The 16,207-nt window shown below is 54.4% G+C and carries 15 protein-coding genes, 6 tRNA genes, 1 other RNA gene and 1 other annotated feature; of the genes, 19 read left to right on the plus strand and 3 right to left on the minus strand.

What is annotated here, in order from left to right:
• Position 1: 1 nt before the first annotated feature.
• The 3 genes from E308F_RS03635 to ptsP are packed head-to-tail and all read left to right on the plus strand — an operon-like array spanning position 2 to position 2,445.
• Complete coding sequence (locus E308F_RS03635; protein ID WP_141263592.1) at positions 2-466, plus strand: PTS sugar transporter subunit IIA; 465 nt, start codon at positions 2-4, stop codon at positions 464-466.
• Between the two features lie 4 nt (positions 467-470).
• Positions 471-752: an HPr family phosphocarrier protein gene (locus E308F_RS03640; RefSeq protein WP_141263593.1), complete on the plus strand. Its 282-nt coding sequence runs from the start codon at positions 471-473 to the stop codon at positions 750-752.
• Positions 742-2,445: a phosphoenolpyruvate--protein phosphotransferase gene (gene ptsP / locus E308F_RS03645; protein ID WP_141263594.1), complete on the plus strand. Its 1,704-nt coding sequence runs from the start codon at positions 742-744 to the stop codon at positions 2,443-2,445. The genes E308F_RS03640 and ptsP overlap by 11 nt, the downstream gene beginning before the upstream one ends.
• Before the next feature lie 38 nt (positions 2,446-2,483).
• Here ptsP and E308F_RS03650 read toward each other — a convergent pair whose 3' ends face one another.
• The 3 genes from E308F_RS03650 to E308F_RS03660 all read right to left on the minus strand — a co-directional run bounded on the left by E308F_RS03650 (position 2,484) and on the right by E308F_RS03660 (position 4,382).
• Complete coding sequence (locus E308F_RS03650; protein WP_141263595.1) at positions 2,484-3,656, minus strand: pyridoxal phosphate-dependent aminotransferase; 1,173 nt, start codon at positions 3,654-3,656, stop codon at positions 2,484-2,486.
• 79 nt (positions 3,657-3,735) lie between these two features.
• Entirely contained in the window at positions 3,736-4,140 is a 405-nt protein-coding gene (locus tag E308F_RS03655; protein WP_141263596.1) for a type II toxin-antitoxin system VapC family toxin, read from the minus strand.
• The gene (locus tag E308F_RS03660) at positions 4,137-4,382 is read right to left on the minus strand and encodes a ribbon-helix-helix protein, CopG family (protein ID WP_141263597.1); all 246 of its coding nucleotides are present in this window, start codon (positions 4,380-4,382) and stop codon (positions 4,137-4,139) included. Before E308F_RS03660 ends, E308F_RS03655 begins: the two co-directional genes overlap by 4 nt.
• A 169-nt stretch (positions 4,383-4,551) precedes the next feature.
• Here E308F_RS03660 and E308F_RS03665 point away from each other — a divergent pair, with 169 nt between their 5' ends.
• The 16 genes from E308F_RS03665 (at position 4,552) to dnaX (ending at position 16,207) form a co-directional block, all read left to right on the plus strand.
• The gene (locus tag E308F_RS03665) at positions 4,552-5,166 is read left to right on the plus strand and encodes a class I SAM-dependent methyltransferase (protein ID WP_141263598.1); all 615 of its coding nucleotides are present in this window, start codon (positions 4,552-4,554) and stop codon (positions 5,164-5,166) included.
• 99 nt (positions 5,167-5,265) lie between these two features.
• Positions 5,266-5,500, plus strand: a binding site (T-box leader).
• Between the two features lie 167 nt (positions 5,501-5,667).
• A complete protein-coding gene (locus E308F_RS03670; RefSeq protein ID WP_141263599.1) occupies positions 5,668-6,849 on the plus strand; it encodes a pyridoxal-phosphate-dependent aminotransferase family protein in 1,182 nt (393 codons plus the stop codon).
• A gap of 64 nt (positions 6,850-6,913) precedes the next feature.
• Positions 6,914-8,491: a phosphoglycerate dehydrogenase gene (gene serA, locus E308F_RS03675; RefSeq protein ID WP_141263600.1), complete on the plus strand. Its 1,578-nt coding sequence runs from the start codon at positions 6,914-6,916 to the stop codon at positions 8,489-8,491.
• A gap of 121 nt (positions 8,492-8,612) precedes the next feature.
• Entirely contained in the window at positions 8,613-9,905 is a 1,293-nt protein-coding gene (serS, locus tag E308F_RS03680; protein WP_141263601.1) for a serine--tRNA ligase, read from the plus strand.
• On the plus strand, positions 9,902-11,365 hold the full coding sequence (locus E308F_RS03685) for a sensor histidine kinase (RefSeq protein ID WP_141263602.1): 1,464 nt from the start codon (positions 9,902-9,904) through the stop codon (positions 11,363-11,365). Before serS ends, E308F_RS03685 begins: the two co-directional genes overlap by 4 nt.
• The gene (locus tag E308F_RS03690) at positions 11,337-12,002 is read left to right on the plus strand and encodes a response regulator (protein WP_141263603.1); all 666 of its coding nucleotides are present in this window, start codon (positions 11,337-11,339) and stop codon (positions 12,000-12,002) included. The genes E308F_RS03685 and E308F_RS03690 overlap by 29 nt, the downstream gene beginning before the upstream one ends.
• A gap of 116 nt (positions 12,003-12,118) precedes the next feature.
• Positions 12,119-12,643, plus strand: a complete 525-nt coding sequence (locus E308F_RS03695) for a DoxX family membrane protein (protein ID WP_141263604.1) — start codon at positions 12,119-12,121, stop codon at positions 12,641-12,643.
• Positions 12,644-12,801: 158 nt separating this feature from the next.
• Positions 12,802-12,892 (plus strand) — tRNA-Ser (locus E308F_RS03700).
• Between the two features lie 21 nt (positions 12,893-12,913).
• Positions 12,914-13,009 (plus strand) — tRNA-Ser (locus E308F_RS03705).
• Positions 13,010-13,167: 158 nt separating this feature from the next.
• A tRNA-Arg gene (locus E308F_RS03710) sits at positions 13,168-13,244 on the plus strand.
• 12 nt (positions 13,245-13,256) lie between these two features.
• A tRNA-Arg gene (locus tag E308F_RS03715) sits at positions 13,257-13,333 on the plus strand.
• A gap of 23 nt (positions 13,334-13,356) precedes the next feature.
• Positions 13,357-13,812 (plus strand): tRNA adenosine(34) deaminase TadA, encoded by a 456-nt coding sequence (tadA, locus tag E308F_RS03720; protein WP_141263605.1) that lies wholly within the window; start codon positions 13,357-13,359, stop codon positions 13,810-13,812.
• Positions 13,799-13,894, plus strand: a tRNA-Ser gene (locus E308F_RS03725). Before tadA ends, E308F_RS03725 begins: the two co-directional genes overlap by 14 nt.
• Before the next feature lie 135 nt (positions 13,895-14,029).
• Positions 14,030-14,125: transfer RNA gene (locus E308F_RS03730), tRNA-Ser, on the plus strand.
• Between the two features lie 20 nt (positions 14,126-14,145).
• Positions 14,146-14,410: signal recognition particle sRNA large type (gene ffs, locus E308F_RS03735), an RNA gene on the plus strand.
• A gap of 90 nt (positions 14,411-14,500) precedes the next feature.
• Entirely contained in the window at positions 14,501-16,207 is a 1,707-nt protein-coding gene (dnaX, locus tag E308F_RS03740) for a DNA polymerase III subunit gamma/tau (RefSeq protein ID WP_141263606.1), read from the plus strand.

The raw sequence follows: 16,207 nt of genomic DNA on the forward strand, positions 1-16,207 counted from the left end.
AATGGATATAAGAAATTTGATCAGGGAAGATTTAATTACACTTGATTTAAAAGCTAGAGATAAACAAGCAGCCATACGAGAACTGGCTGGTCTTTTAGAGAAATGCGGGTTAATTACTAATAAAGAAGAATTTCTTCAAGACGTCTTAAAAAGGGAGAGCATTACCACTACGGGCATAGGGTATGGTATTGCCATACCCCATGCCAAATCTAAAGCAGTTAAAAAATCAGCAGTAGTCTTTGGTCGTTCCAAACATGGAATTGAATGGGAAAGCCTGGATGGACAACCGGTGGATATGGTTTTTCTAATTGCAACGCCAGCAGAGCAAAAAGAGAATGAGCATTTAAAGGTATTATCTTTGCTTTCCCGCAAATTGATCTATGAAGAATTTCGCCAGCGCCTGCGAGAGTCTAAAACTATCCAAGAGATATTAGAAATATTGAATACGGTTGTAGAAGGAGATTAGAGAAATGATTAAAAAAGAGCTAATCATCACCAACGAAACAGGCCTTCATGCCCGGCCGGCTACTCTTTTTGTCCAAACTGCCCAGGCTTTTAAAAGTAAAATAGGGATAACAAAGGGACAGAAGCAAGCCGATGCCAAAAGTATTCTGGCAGTAATGAGCCTGGGAATCACTAAAGGAACTTCTATTACGTTATGGGCGGAAGGGGAAGATGAGAAGGAAGCTATAGAGGCCTTAGAACGATTAGTTAAAAGCAATTTCCGGGAAGGTATTGAAGATGCTTCTTAAAGGAATAGGTATTTCCCCAGGTAAGGTGGTAGGTCGGGTACGCCGGCTAATGGAGCTTGCCAGCAATTACTCCAGGAGCTATTTAAACAGTGAAGAAGAGAAGGAAAAAGAGCTTGCCAGGTTAGAAGAGGCTTTCAACCAGGCTAAGGAACAACTGACAAGCCTTATTGATAAAACTAAACGCGAGATCGGCCTCCAGGAAGCTAAAATTTTTGAAGCCCATCTTTTGCTTCTTTCCGACCCGGCATTGGGGGAAAAAATAAGAACAAAAATCAAATTGGAAAGGAAAAATGCTGTCTGGGCGGTTAGTGAAGCTACCGAAGAGATAGCTCAGGAGTTTGCCTCCCTGGAGGACGAATACTTCCGCGAAAGGGCTGTGGACATTCGCGATATAGGCCGGCGTCTAATAGAATGTCTAGGAAATGGCTCAGAGGAAGTAAGCGAAGTGGCAGCCAACACCATTGTTGTAGCTAAAGAATTAACACCTTCCCAAACAGCAAGTTTTTCTCGCCGGACAGTAGCCGGGATTATTACGGAAAAAGGAGGGCCTACTAGCCATACGGCAGTAGTAGCCAGGGCTTTAGGAGTACCTGCGGTCTCCGGGGTAACCAATTTATTAGACCTGGTTAAAGATGGTGATCTCGTTTTAATAGACGGAGATGAAGGGGTAATACATTTAAACCCCGATGTAGAGCTAATCAAGAATGTGGAAACAAGAGAAGAAACCACTAAGGAAGAAAAAAGGCGTATAAGGAAGGTTTTAGCTAAAGCCGTAACCGTGGATGGGCATGAAATAGAGATAGCAGCCAATCTCCGCAACTTTGAAGAGGCGGAGTTAGCGCTGGAATATGGCGCTGAAGGCGTAGGGCTCTTCCGCACAGAATTTCTTTATATGAACCGCCAGGAGCCTCCGGGAGAAGAAGAACAATTTTTGATTTACCGGGACGTTTTGCTTGCTTTAAAAGATAAACCCGTAATTGTGCGCACCCTGGACATTGGGGGCGATAAACTTCTTCCCTATCTTAACCAGGATAAGGAAGATAACCCATTCTTAGGATTAAGGGGAATAAGGCTGTGTTTAAAATATAAAGAGCTTTTTAAGACGCAACTGAAAGCTTTGCTGCGTGCTTCTTCTTACGGAAACCTCAAGCTCATGTTTCCCATGGTAACGACCCTGGAGGAAATCCGCCAGGCTAAAACTCTCCTGGAGGAAGCGCGAGATGAGCTACGGGCTGCGGGTATAGAAGCAAGTAAAAATATTCCCATCGGTATTATGATTGAGGTGCCGGCAGCTGCCCTCATGGCCGATATTTTAGCCAGAGAAGTGGACTTTTTCAGCATTGGTACCAACGATCTGACCCAATACACATTGGCCGTAGACCGTGACAATGAAAAAGTAGCAACTCTTTACGAACCATACCATCCAGCGGTTTTAAAACTTATTTATCAAGTGATAGAGGCAGCTCATCGTCAGGGCAAATGGGTAGGTCTTTGTGGGGAGCTGGGCGGAGATAGCCTGACCGCACCTCTCCTGGTAGGTCTGGGGCTGGATGAGATAAGTATGAGTCCTGTATTTATTCCCGAGATGAAGGAAAAAATCATGGGCCTTTCTTATGAGAAGGGACGGGAATTGGTGCAGCGACTGCTGGAACTACCAGACGCTAAAGAAGTAAGAGAGGAGCTTGTTAAGTGAATTTAAGACCCGCCTGTGGGCGGGTCTTTACGTTGTGGTTAGCCTTTTTCTGCCTTTCTCCCGGCCAGAAACTCTTCCAACCGGTCCAGGCCTTCTTTGATGTTTTCCAGGGAATTGGCGTAGGAAATACGTAAATATCCTTCGCAGTTGCGGCCGAAGTCGATGCCCGGGGTGACGGCTACCCGGGCTTTCTCTAAAATCTCAAAGGCGAAGGAATAGGAATCGCTGGTATATTTCTTGACGTTGGCCAGGGCGTAGAAGGCGCCGGTAGGCTCGACCCGGGTGGCCAGGCCCATGGCTTTAAGGCGGCTCAACAGATAACGGCGGCGCTCGTCGTAAGTGGCGACCATTTGCGCCACGTGTTCGTCGCATTCCCGCAGGGCGGCGATGCCGGCGGCCTGGACGAAGGAACCGGCGCAGATAAAGAGGTTCTGCTGCAGCTTTTGTAAAGGCCGGACAAACTCCGGCGGCGCGATAACGTAACCCAGGCGCCAGCCGGTCATGGCGTAGAGCTTGGAAAACCCGTTGATGACAAAGGCCCGGTCGGTAAACTCCAGGATGGTATGCTCCCGGCCTTCGTAAACCAGGCCGTGGTAGATTTCGTCGGCAATGATGCAGGGTCCCAGGCCGGCCAGGGCTGCTAATTCGGCCGCTGTAAAGACGGCGCCGGTGGGATTGGCGGGAGAATTGACCATAATAGCCTTGGTCCGGGGGCCGAGGCTCTCCTGGATAGCTGGAAGGCGGTACTTGAAGCCGTCTTCTTCTTTTACCGGTATAAAGACAGGCTGCCCGCCGACGTAACGGATAAAATTGGGGTAGCAGGCGTAGTAGGGATCGGGGAGGATGACCTCATCCCCCTGCTCCAGGAGGACGCTAAAGGTCAGGAGCATGGCCGGCGAGGTGCCGGAAGTGACGACGATCTGGTCGGGCGAAATATTGACCCCGTATTTCCGCTGGTAGTAGTGGGCGATTTCTTCCCGGAGTTCCGGCTTGCCCAGGCTGTGGGTGTAGTGGGTGTCACCATCCCGGAGAGCACGCCGGGCGGCTTCTTTGATGGGTTCCGGGGTGTCAAAATCCGGTTCGCCGATTTCCAGGTGGATGATGTTCTCCCCCCGGGTTTCCATTTCTTTGGCCTTTTCCAGGATGTCCATGACGATAAAGGGCGGTATTTCCCGGGCCCTGGCGGCAATATCTTTTCTCCTGTCAGGCATATACTTCCCTGCTTCTTTATAATAATGGGTAATGTTAACGTTTTTTCGCCACGGGAAAGCAGAAATCCTGCCCGCTAACTTATCTTTCGCTAATATTTTCAAATCCCTGCTCAAAAAAATGCCTGTCAAAAGCAAATGCCTTTTTAATACCCAGTTTACGCATCACAGCAAAGCTAACGGCATCTACCAGGCTCAAATTTCTCCTGTTGGCGGTCAAAACGGCATTGGCACCCCACTGGTGCAACTCGGCGTCAATCCATTCTACTTGCAGCAGGGGAAGTATATCTTCATGAAATACCCGCAAAGCTTCCATCCCCAGTCGCCGCTGTACCAGGGCATATGTTTCTACGAGAACGTAACTGCTGCAAATCATCGGAACACCGCTGTTTAAAAGATTTTCCCATATTTTTTTGGCAGCGGCATGATTCTCGTCGTCAGCATCGAGGATGGCTAAAAAAGCTGAAGTATCAAGATAAACATTCATTCCGCAAAAGCCTCCGTTAAGTAGGCATCATGATTGCGAGAGAGGTCCTTAACACCGGAGCGGAAACGCCCTGCTGCCTTTATAGCCCTCTGAATTCGTTCGTTTTGGCCAGGATTGCTACCGGCCAAGACCTGGTCCACGCCGAGCCGGATTAATTCCGCCATGGATATTTTTTTAACAGCAGCCATTTTTTTCAGGGCATGATATTGTTCTTCCGTGAGCTGGATTTGCGTACGGATCATTTGTTATATCATCCCTTCAATAATGATTAAAAGTAAGCATAATAATGCTATCATGATGTCACCACTTTGACAAGGGGTAGAGCAGGTGTTACCATATACGCGTCTATCTATTTAGCTCTCTCTAGATACTGGCGAATTCATGATGATATAATAATTTTGGTGATGAAAAGTGGCCAGAGAACTAACGGAAATAATCAAAAAACGCTATAACCGCACGGCGCTCTTTTATGATTGGATGGACCGGATGATCCCCGATGAATGGCGCCGGCGGGTGTGGCAGGAAGCCCGGGGCCGGGTGCTGGAAGTCGGGGTAGGCACAGGAGCCAATTTCCCATTTTACCCACCCGGATGCCGGATGACGGCCATTGATTTCAGCCCCGGGATGCTGGCCCGGGCCAGACAAAAGCTCCACCTGGCCGGGGCACCGGTGGATTTAAAGGAAATGGATGTCCAGCACCTTGAATTTGGAGACGCCACTTTTGACACGGTGGTAGCTACCTGCGTTTTTTGCACAGTACCCGATCCGGTGCAGGGGCTGAAGGAAGTACGCCGGGTCTGCCGCCCCGATGGCAGGATTGTCCTCCTGGAGCATGTGCGCAGTGAGCACTGGTTCCTCGGCCCCGTGATGGATGCCCTGAACCCGCTGGTCCTGTATCTAATCGGGTCCAACATTAACCGCCGTACTGTGGCCAATGTGAGGATGGCCGGTATCGAGATTGACCGGGAGGAGGATCTGGCGGGAAAGATCGTTAAATTAATTGTCGGGCATCCCCGGGAAATTTAAAGTTGTGCCGGCAGTTTTCTTTAAGACTTTGTTAAAATATTTCTTTCACCCTTGCGTTCCTGGCCATGGTATGCTAATATATCTTACAAATTAGTTAATGCCAAAGCGATGATGGGGAGTGTCGGCGGCCCACTCCGGTAGGCGAGAGAGCTGGTGGCCGGTGGGAACCAGCCCGGAGGCTGTCGAGAGGCACCCCTGAGTACCCGGCGAGAAATCCTGGATAAGGAAGAAGTCGGGGCGGTCATGTCCGTTACGCATGCAGAGGGGGCCAGGTTATGGCGTTTCTAACCTGGTCAATTAGGGTGGCACCGCGGGTGAAACTCTCGTCCCTTGCAGAAGGGACGAGAGTTTTTATTTTGAACTGGTTAAAAAAGGCAGGTGACCTGGGGGTTATAGCAATTTTCAAAGCCTTTTGCTGGCGTTCTTAACCCTTTAGCTTAATATAGTAAGGCTTTATGATAACTGCTTTTACCGACAAAATAACAGGAAAGGGTGTTCTCCATGACTGACAAGCAAATCTTACTTCTCCCCGGGCCGACGCCGGTGCCTCCGCAGGTGGCCCTGGCCATGGCGCGGCCGGCTATAAACCACCGCGGCCCGGAGTTCAAAGCCCTGTGGGAAGAAGTAACGGAAGGGTTAAAGGATGTCTTCCAGACCCGTTCCGAGGTAGTCATTTTAACTGCTTCGGGTACCGGCGGCATGGAAGCGGCCGTAGCCAACCTCATTTCCCCCGGGGAAAAGGTGCTGGCCGTAACCATTGGCGCCTTTGGCGAGCGTTTTATTCAGATTTGCCGTGCCTTCGGTGTTGAAACGGAGGTTATGGCCTTCCCGTACGGTCAGGCAGCTGACCCCCGGGCCATAGCCAGACGCCTGGAAGCGGATACGGAACATAAGATCAAGGCCATTCTAGTCCAGCATAATGAGACTTCGACCGGGGTTTTAAATGACATTCAAGCCATCAGCCGTGCCCGGGGAAGTCACCCGGCCCTGCTCATTGTGGACAGCATCAGCGGCCTGGTGGCAGCCGATTTACCTATGGACGCCTGGCATATTGATGTGGTCATCGCTGGTTCCCAGAAAGCCTTCATGTTACCCCCGGGATTAACCATGCTGGCTGTTAGCGATCGCGCCTGGCAGGCGGCGGAAAAATGCACCAACCATCGTTTTTACCTGGATATCAAAAAGGCGAGAAATTCGGGGCTAAAGGGGCAGACGCCCTTTACACCGGCTGTCCCCCAGCTCTACGGTCTACAGGAATCCTTGCGTCTCCTGAAGACGGAAACCCTGGCCGGCAGCTTTGCCCGCCACGCCCTGATGCGGGATATGGTAAGGGCCGGGGTCCGTGCCCTTGGACTGAAGCTCCTGGCTGACGATACAGTAGCCTCGCCGGCAGTGACGGCCATCTGTGTACCGGAGGGTATGAAACCGGCAGATATCATCACTCCATTGCGGGAAAAATTTGGTGTGGTGGTGGCCGGAGGGCAGGGTGACGTCAAGGACAGGGTATTCCGCATCGGTCATCTGGGCTATGTAAGTTTCAGCGATATCCTGGCCGGCCTGGCTGCCCTGGAAAATGTCCTCATTGATGCCGGTGTACCGGTGACCCGGGGCGCGGCAGTGGCAGCAGCCGGGGCCATATTAAGCGAAGGAATGCCTGCTGGCGTGGAAACCCTGGCCAGCTAGAGTAGAGGAGCCGCTTGTAACCATTTTTGGCAGAGTCCCATTTCCGAGGGAGGGGATAACCAAAATGCACGTTTTAGCCCTGGACGGTATAGATAAACGCGGCCTGGCTATCCTCCGGGAGGCGGGCCTGGAAGTTACGGCCGCCGGTAAAATGAATGAAGAAGAACTCAAAGACGCTATCCGTGACAGTGAAGCCTTAATCGTCCGCAGCGCAACTAAGGTAACGGCGGCGGCCATCAACGCTGCCAAAAAGTTAAAAATTATCGGCCGGGCCGGGGTGGGCACCGATAATATCGACGTCACCGCCGCAACTGAAAGGGGTATCGTGGTTGTTAATGCCCCTGAGGGCAACACCGTTGCGGCTGCCGAGCATACTATGGCCATGATGCTGGCCCTGGCCCGCAACATACCCCAGGCTAATGCCACCTTAAAGCAGGGTATTTGGGAGAAGAAAAAATATGTAGGCGTTGAGCTGCGGGGTAAAACCTTAGGGGTCATCGGCCTGGGCAAAATCGGCCGCGAGGTGGCCCGCCGCGCCCGGGGTATGGAAATGAAGGTTATGGCTTATGATCCCTACGTTGATCCGGAACAGGCCACGCGCCTTGAGGTCGAACTGGCCCCCCTGGAAACAGTACTGCAAGCCGCCGACTTTGTAACCGTCCACCTGCCCCTGACCAAGGAGACCCGGCACCTTCTGGGCCGGGAGGAAATGAAACTCTTGAAACCCGGAGCGCGGGTGTTGAATGTAGCCCGGGGAGGCATTATTGACGAGGCAGCCCTTTATGAAGCCTTAAAAAGCGGGCAGCTGGCCGGGGCGGCCCTGGATGTCTTTGAGGAAGAGCCGTTAAAGGCCAGCCCCCTGCTGGAACTGGACAACGTCATTGTTACCCCCCACCTGGGAGCCTCGACGGAGGAAGCGCAGGTAGCCGTAGCAGTTGAGGTTGCTCACGATGTAGTGCGCTGCCTTAAGGGAGAACCGGTTTTGAACGCCGTCAATATCCCGGTGGTGCGGGGCCATGTAGCCGAGGTCTTGAGGCCTTACCTGCAATTAGCCGAAAAACTGGGCAGCTTCCTGGCCCAGCTCATGGAGAGCCCCATAATTGCGGCGGAAATCAGCTGCAATGGCGAGCTGGCCCAGTATGACCTGGCGCCCCTGACCAGCTCCTTCTTGAAAGGGCTACTGCGCCCCCTCCTGGCCGATGCCGTCAACTACGTTAACGCGCCTCTGGTGGCCAAAAAGCGAGGCATACGCATCCGGGAAAAGAAGAGCCGGGAGATGGAGTACTTTGCAAACCTCATCAGCGTTAAGGTCGAAGGGCGGCGGGAGAGCCACCGCCTGGCCGGGACCGTCAACCAGGCCGGGGAACCCCGCCTGGTAAACCTGGACGGTTATAGCGTCGACGCCAGCCCGGCAGGGCACATGCTGGTGGTGCCCCACCTGGACCGGCCGCGTATAATCGGCCCGGTAGGCCTGGCCATAGGGGACCATAAAGTGAATATCGCCGCCATGCAGGTGGGGCGGCAGGAAATAGGTGGCGAAGCCGTCATGCTTATTAGCGTTGATTCCGAAGTGCCGCGGGAAGCACTGCAGGCCATTCGCCAGGTGGACGGCGTCCTTGATGTGCGCTATATTTACCTTTAAGTTCCTTATGGGGGCGGTAACGCCCCTTAAGTTTTTTACGGCAGGTTTGCCCCGAGCCTTTAATCGTGGCATAATAGTGGCAGGATTATCCACACTAACTGGATGAAAGGGGAGCGGTATTTTGCTGGATATTAAACTAATACGCCAGGAACCGGAAAGGGTGGCTGAAGCCCTGGCCCGCCGGGGCTTGAAGGCCGGGCTAGAGCACTTTTTAGCCCTTGATGCCCGGCGTCGGAACCTCCTGGTAGAGGTCGAGGGACTGAAGAATAAACGCAACCAGGTATCGGCCGAAGTAGCCCGCCTGAAGAAAAACGGCCAGGATGCTACGGAGTTAATTACCGCTATGCGCGAGGTCGGCGACCGTATCAAAGAACTGGATGCGGCCCTGCGCGCTGTGGAAGACGAGCTCCAGCAGGAGTTATTAAGGATTCCCAATATACCCCATGATTCCGTACCCGACGGCTTGAGCGACGCCGATAACAAGCCGGTACGCCACTGGGGCGAGCTGCCTCGCTTTGATTTTGAGCCGCGGCCCCACTGGGAAATAGGGGAACGGCTGGGCATCCTCGATTTTGAGCGCGGCAGCAAGGTGGCCGGGGCGCGTTTTGTCTTTTACCGCGGCGCCGGAGCGCGTCTGGAGAGGGCCCTGATTAATTTTATGCTGGATCTCCATACCATCAAGCATGGTTATACGGAAATTTTCCCGCCCTATCTCGTCAACAGCGCCAGCATGATCGGTACCGGCCAGTTGCCCAAATTCGCCCAGGATATGTTTCACGTCGAGGGAACGGATTACTACCTGATACCGACGGCCGAGGTGCCGGTTACCAATCTGTATCAGGGGGAAATCCTAAAGGGCGATTTATTACCCATCTACCATGTGGCCTACAGCGCCTGTTTCCGGGCCGAGGCCGGGGCAGCCGGGCGGGATACCAGGGGTCTCATCCGCCAGCACCAGTTTAACAAGGTAGAACTGGTTAAATTCACCCGGCCGGAGGATTCTTATGAAGAGCTGGAGAAATTGACGCGGGATGCGGAAGAGGTCCTGCAGCTCCTGGGCCTTCCCTACCGGGTGGTGGTCCTCTGTGCTGGCGACCTGGGCTTTTCAGCGGCCAAGACCTATGACCTGGAGGTATGGTTCCCCAGCGCCAGCACCTACCGGGAGATTTCCTCCTGCAGTAACTTTGAGGACTTCCAGGCCCGGCGGGCCGACATCCGCTTCCGGCCCGGCCCCAAAGAAAAACCCCGCTTTGTCCATACCTTGAACGGCTCCGGGGTGGCCGTGGGGCGGACGGTGGCGGCCATCCTGGAAAACTACCAGCAGGAGGATGGCACGGTACTTATCCCCAAAGCGTTAAGACCTTATATGGGTGGCCTGGAAGCCATCCGGCCGGAGCAAGGATCAGGGGCATGAACCCATCCCTCCACTTCCTAACCAGGGAAAACTGGTACTGGAATTTACTCTTTTTTTTCTACGGCCTGTCTTTCTTCCTCATGGGCTTTAGCATCCTCCTCCAGGCCCGGCGGGGGAGCAGCCTGCCCCTGGGACGGCGTTTACCATGGCTGGCTGTCTTTGGGCTTTTACATGGTCTAGTGGAGTGGGGCTACATTTTTATTCCGGCTGCCGCAGTTGCTGAAGGCTGGCAGACTCTCAGGGGGGTTCTCTTTAACGGCGGGCATGCCCTGCTCCTGGCTTTATCCTACCTCTTTCTGCTGGTCTTTGGCATCAACCTCCTTGGGGATACCAGGGGGTGGCCGGCCTGGACGAGGTTTTTCCCACTTGCTGGTTTCGGAGGGTGGCTGCTATTTTCCGCCTTTACTTTCCCCCGGGAAAGGGCGGCTACTGATGCCTGGTTGATCCTGATTGAAATAGCGGCACGATATTTGTTGGCGGCGCCGGGTGCGGTAATGAGTGGCCTGGCGATTCTGGCCCAGGGGGATGACCTGCAACATTTAAGGCGCAACTCCTTAAAATTTTTCCTGGCGGGTGCTGCCACGGCCTTATTTCTTTATGCCTTCGGCGGGGGGTTGATCGTGCCGCCGGCGTCTTTTTTTCCCGCCAATTTCCTCAATACAGACCTATTGCTGCGCCTGGGTCTGCCGGCACCGGCTTTGCGCATCCTAAGCAGTATCCTGGTTGCCTTTTTTATCTTCCGTCTTCTGGATGTTTATGATGCCGAGGAACAGCACTACCGGGAGGTTGCCAGGGAGCGAGAGATGATCTGGCGAGAAAGGGAAAAAATACGGCGTGACCTCCATGATGGAGTTATCCAATCCATCTACGGCCTGGCCCTTGGTCTGGAACACAGCCGCACCCTGCTGGCGGACAACCCGGCGGCAGCTGCGGATAGGCTCGCGACCCTGTCGCAACAGGCGGAAAAGGTAATATCTGATCTGCGGGGATATCTGACCGGCCTGCACCTGGGCCGGGACCTGCCGGCTGACCCGGTGGCCCTGGTGAAAAAATTGGTGACAGACCTGGCCAGGAATAGTGATATAAAAGTAAACTGGCATGTCCATGGAAACGGACAGTCTTACCTTGATACTGACCAGCGGGATCACCTTTACCATATAATGATTGAGATTTTAAGTAATATACGCCGTCATGCCCGGGCCAGCGAGGTCTGGATCGGGATAGATCTGGGGGCCGGCGGTTTCAGGGTAAAGATTAAAGACAACGGTACCGGCTTTGATGCGACGGTCCCCACCGGTGGACAGGGCCTCAAAAACCTGCGGCAGCGGGCGGCCCTGGCCGGGGGCTGGTTGGATATTGAAAGCTCGCCCGGGCGGGGAACAACCATGACTTTCTGGCTGCCCTACGAGGGCGATAGCGGGGGTGGAGTCCATGGCCATCCGCTTGGTGCTGGTAGATGATCATGCCGTAGTCCGGGAGGGGTTGCGGGCCCTCCTGACCAGGGAAAAGGATATTGAGGTGGTGGGGGAAACCGGTAGTACCGCTGAGTTATTAAACCTGGTGGATAAGGTCAGGCCGGAAGTAGTAGTCATGGACCTCCAGCTGGGCAACGGCCAGAACGGAGTAGAGGCGACCCGGGCTTTATTGCGAAAATGGCCGGACCTCAAGATTGTTATTTTAAGCATGTACGACGATCGCGAGCTAATCTTCCGGGCCCTGGAAGCGGGGGCCAGGGGTTATGTTTTAAAGCGGGCCGGGGTGGAGGAACTTATCCAGGCCATTCGTCTGGCGGTCAAAGGTGAAGCTTTCCTCGATCCCCAGATTGCCCGGCGGGTTATCGACGGCCTGCAGCAGGGATTTTCGGCAGCCAGGGAGGATGATGCCGGGAAGGCAGAATTGACCGACCGGGAGATGGAGGTCCTGCGCCTGGCTGCCGAGGGTATGACTAATGCGGAGATTGCCAGACGCCTGTTTATCAGCGTCAAAACCGTCCAGGCCCATCGGGCCAACCTGATGCAAAAACTGGGGCTCCACGATCGGGTAGACCTGGTTAAGTATGCCATCAAAAAGGGCATTCTTAAACTGGAAGACGATTAGTTGCGGTTATAGGGCTTAGAACCGAGGGGAAAATTAAGGTCGCGAACCTATGGGTTCTTTCTCTTCCCAGAGTTATAGTAAATATGCGAAGACTATCACGAAAGGGGAGAGAAAAGATGCTCACCTTACTGCGCGACCGGCGTTTAAGCATTGTTTGGACCCTTTTGCGTATATGGCTGGGTTGGCAGTGGCTGGAGGCTGGCCTGCACAAACTTAGTAATCCCAAATGGACACAAAGCGGTGAAGCATTGAAAGGTTTCTGGGCCAAGGCTATCGGCGCCCTGCCGGGAAGCACGCCGGCTATTAAGTATGGCTGGTACGAAGCGTTTATTCGTTCCCTATACGATGGAGGCCACTACACCTGGTTTGCCAAGCTGGTAGTAGCCGGTGAGATTTTAACGGGTATTGCCCTGATTTTGGGAGCAGCAACCGTATTTGCCCTGTGTGTCGGTGCATTTATGAACCTCAATTTTATGCTCGCTGGTACCGCGAGCACCAACCCGGTGCTCTACACAGTGGCCATCATCTTGTTGCTGGCAGGAAGCGCGTCCTACTATTACGGCGTCGACCGGCCGGTATTAACCTACCTGCAGCGTAGAAAGGAAAAAGCAACAAGCGAGTCACTGGCGGTAAGTAAATAGCGGTAAGTAAATAAATAAGAACAGAAGAAGCTAAAGCCCCGGCATCCATATGGATGCCGGGGCTTTAGCTTCCATGCACTATTACCAACATAAGTTCGATTTGCATTTTAAATTGACAGCGACGGCAAGGGTATGTTATACTATACTTGCCGAGCTGGGGAGGGGTGTCCGAGCGGTTTAAGGAGCTGGTCTTGAAAACCAGTGATGCTCTTACGGGCACCGTGGGTTCGAATCCCACCCCCTCCGCCAGTAACAAAAGGAAGAAGGCGTGGAGAGATGGCCGAGTAGGTCGAAGGCGATCGCCTGCTAAGCGATTGTACGGGTATAAAACCTGTACCGTGGGTTCGAATCCCACTCTCTCCGCCACAGGATGCCGGCGCCGGAAGGCGCCGGTTTAACTTTACCTTTGGGGCGGCCCGCCAGGTCCGCGGCCCTGTGGCAGGAGCCGGCGTAGATATGTATGTGTACCCTTGACTTACTCCTGCATCTCTGGTACAATTAACTCTGCCGGTAAAAAAGTTTGTGCGCCCGTAGCTCAACGGGATAGAGTAACTGGCTACGAACCAGGTGGTTGGGGGTTCGAGTCCCTCCGGGCGCGCCATTTTTTATTCGTGCGTCTGTAGCTCAGGTGGATAGAGCAGCGGTTTCCTAAACCGCGTGCCGGGGGTTCGAGTCCCTCCAGGCGCACCAGAATACCAGCGAGGGGGTCCTGCGTGGACCACCGTTTCTATATGGGGGAAGCCCTGGCCGAGGCAGAAAAGGCCTTTGCCCTGGGGGAAATCCCCATCGGTGCCGTAATAGTAGAAGGGGAGCGAATTCTTGCCCGGGCCGGCAACCGGCGGGAAACCTGGGGCGACCCCACGGCCCACGCCGAGATTATCGCCTTGCGGGAAGCGGCCCGGGTGCGGGGCAACTGGCGCTTGACAGGTACTACCCTGTACGTAACGGTGGAACCCTGTCCCATGTGTGCTGGTGCCCTGGTACAGGCCAGGGTAAAGAGACTAGTTTATGGTGCCCCGGATTTACGCGCCGGGGCCGTAGATTCTGTAGTCAATCTGGTGGAAAATCCCCATTTTAACCACCAGGTAGAGGTTATCCCCGGCATCCGTGAAGAGGAATGCCGGCAGTTATTAAAACGCTTTTTCCAGCAAGTGCGGAGAGATGGCTGAGCTGGTTGAAGGCGCTCGACTCGAAATCGAGTAGGCGGCTGAAGAGGTCGCCTCGTGGGTTCGAATCCCACTCTCTCCGCCAGTAAAAGTTAATTAAGGGGTGTTGCCGTTATAAATGGCCTCCCCTTTTTCTTAAACGCCTTGACATGCTCTTCTGAAGCGACTTGCATTTAGCTGCACTTCGCTGTATAATTTTATATAAGCACTAAATTTGCGCGGAGAGATGGCTGAGTTGGTCGAAGGCGCTCGCCTGGAGAGCGAGTAGACGGGTCACAAACCCGTCTCGTGGGTTCGAATCCCACTCTCTCCGCCATTTTAATTTTATAGCTTTGACCGTGCTAGACGGGGAGGTAGCGGTGCCCTGTAGCCCGCAAACCGCTATAGCGGGGTCGAAGTCCCACTGGCGGGCCTGACCTGTGGGGTCCGGCCGGTGTAAGGGGCGAAGAGAGCCGGGTCCTGCGCGACGAGGACTCATGAACCCCGTCAGGTCCGGGAGGAAGCAGCGGTAAGTGAACCCCCTCGGGTGCCGCGGGAGTGCCTGGTTGGAGTTACCTGCGCCGGTAACGCCCGGAGGCCATGTTCAACAGTGGGTGCACGGTCACCTAATGAGACAAGAAGGGATTATTCGAGCGGGGAATAATCCCTTTTTATATATTTATTTTATTTTTAGCCTCCCGAGGTGAGGAGCTTGGCCCAGTACCAGGCCCTGTACCGGCAATGGCGCCCGCGAACCTTTGCCGAGGTAGTGGGACAGGAACATATTACCCGTACCCTGCTCAATGCCCTGCGCAACCATCGCCTGGTCCACGCCTATCTTTTCTGCGGACCCCGGGGCACCGGGAAAACCAGTACTGCCAAAATCCTGGCCAAAGCTGTCAATTGCCAGTCGCCCCTGGAAGGAGAACCGTGCAATGAGTGCCCTAATTGCCGGCGCATCAATGCCGGTAACTCCCTGGATGTCCTGGAAATCGACGCTGCCTCCAACCGGGGTATTGACGAGATTCGTGAATTAATTGAAAAGATCCCCCTGGGGCCGGTAGAGGGCCGCTACAAGGTTTATATTATCGATGAAGTCCACATGCTGACGCAGGAGGCCTTTAATGCCCTGTTGAAAACCCTGGAAGAGCCTCCGGCCCATGCCCTTTTTATCCTGGCTACTACAGAGCCGCGTAAAGTGCTACCGACTATACTTTCCCGCTGCCAGCGTTTTGACTTTCGTCCCCTGGCGGCAGCAGCCATCAGCGGGCGCCTGCAGCAGGTGGCGGCAGCCAATAATGTCCAGATCGAGCCGGCGGCCTTAAGCCTTTTAGCCCGCAAGGCTGCCGGGGGGTTACGCGACGCCTTAAGCCTTCTGGACCAGATCATATCCACCGGCGACCAGGAGATTATTACGGCCGAACAGGTGGCCGCAACCCTGGGTACGGCGCGCCTGGATACCCTCCTGGCCATAACTGATGCCCTGGCAGCCGGCGATGGGGCAAATATGCTGCGCCTGGTAGACACAGCCCTGCAAGCGGGAGTAGAACCACAGCGGCTGCTGGAGGACCTGCTGGAGCATACTCGCAATCTCCTTCTTTTGCATATGGATCCCCGGGCCGGAGAGTTTACCGGTCTCCTGCCGGAAGAAATGGAACAGGTGGCGGCCCAGGCGCAAAAATTTACTCCCCGGCGCCTGCTGGACCTTATGGAACGGCTGCAGGAGGGTGGAGCAGCCCTGCGCTGGAACAGCCAGCCCCGGGTCCTCCTGGAGATGACCCTGGCCGGTTTCCTGCTCGATACCGGCCCTTCTCTGGACGACCTGGCCCACCGGCTGGAGGAACTGGAAAAACGCCTGGCCGCCCTGGATAGCAGCGGGCATGCAAAAGGGCAACTGCCTGAAATAAAACCCGGGGAAACGCCGGGCAAGCCCGGACTTGCCGGCAGGGGCCGGCATGCTTCGGAGACGACCGGCCAGAGAAAAGCAGAAGGCGTGACTTTGCCTGGTAAAGGGGAAAACCCTGCTTCCCGGATCCGGCCTGCAGCCCGGCAGCAGGAGGGAGTTTCGCCTGCCGTTTTTCCGCCATTAGAATTATCTACCGTTCAGGAACGCTGGCCGGAAGTCCTGGCAGCGGCCCGCCGGGAAAGCGTCCACCTCCAGGCTTATTTACGGGCCGGGGAGCCGGTGGCTGTCACGGGGGATAGCCTGACCCTGGAAGTCAAAACGGATTTCCACCGCGGCATGCTGGAACAGCCCGCCAACCGACAGAAGGTGGAAGCAGTCCTGGCTAGGGTTTTCGGCCGGCCCCTCAAGCTTGTTATTACGGCGGGGAGGCCGCCTGTGGACGGGGTGAGCCAGGAAGTATTAGATAAGCTGGTAGAATATTTCGGTCCCGACAAAGTGGAGATCAAGGATTAA

It is taken from the genome of Moorella sp. E308F (assembly GCF_006538365.1).
GTDB lineage: Bacteria > Bacillota > DSM-521 > Neomoorellales > Neomoorellaceae > Neomoorella.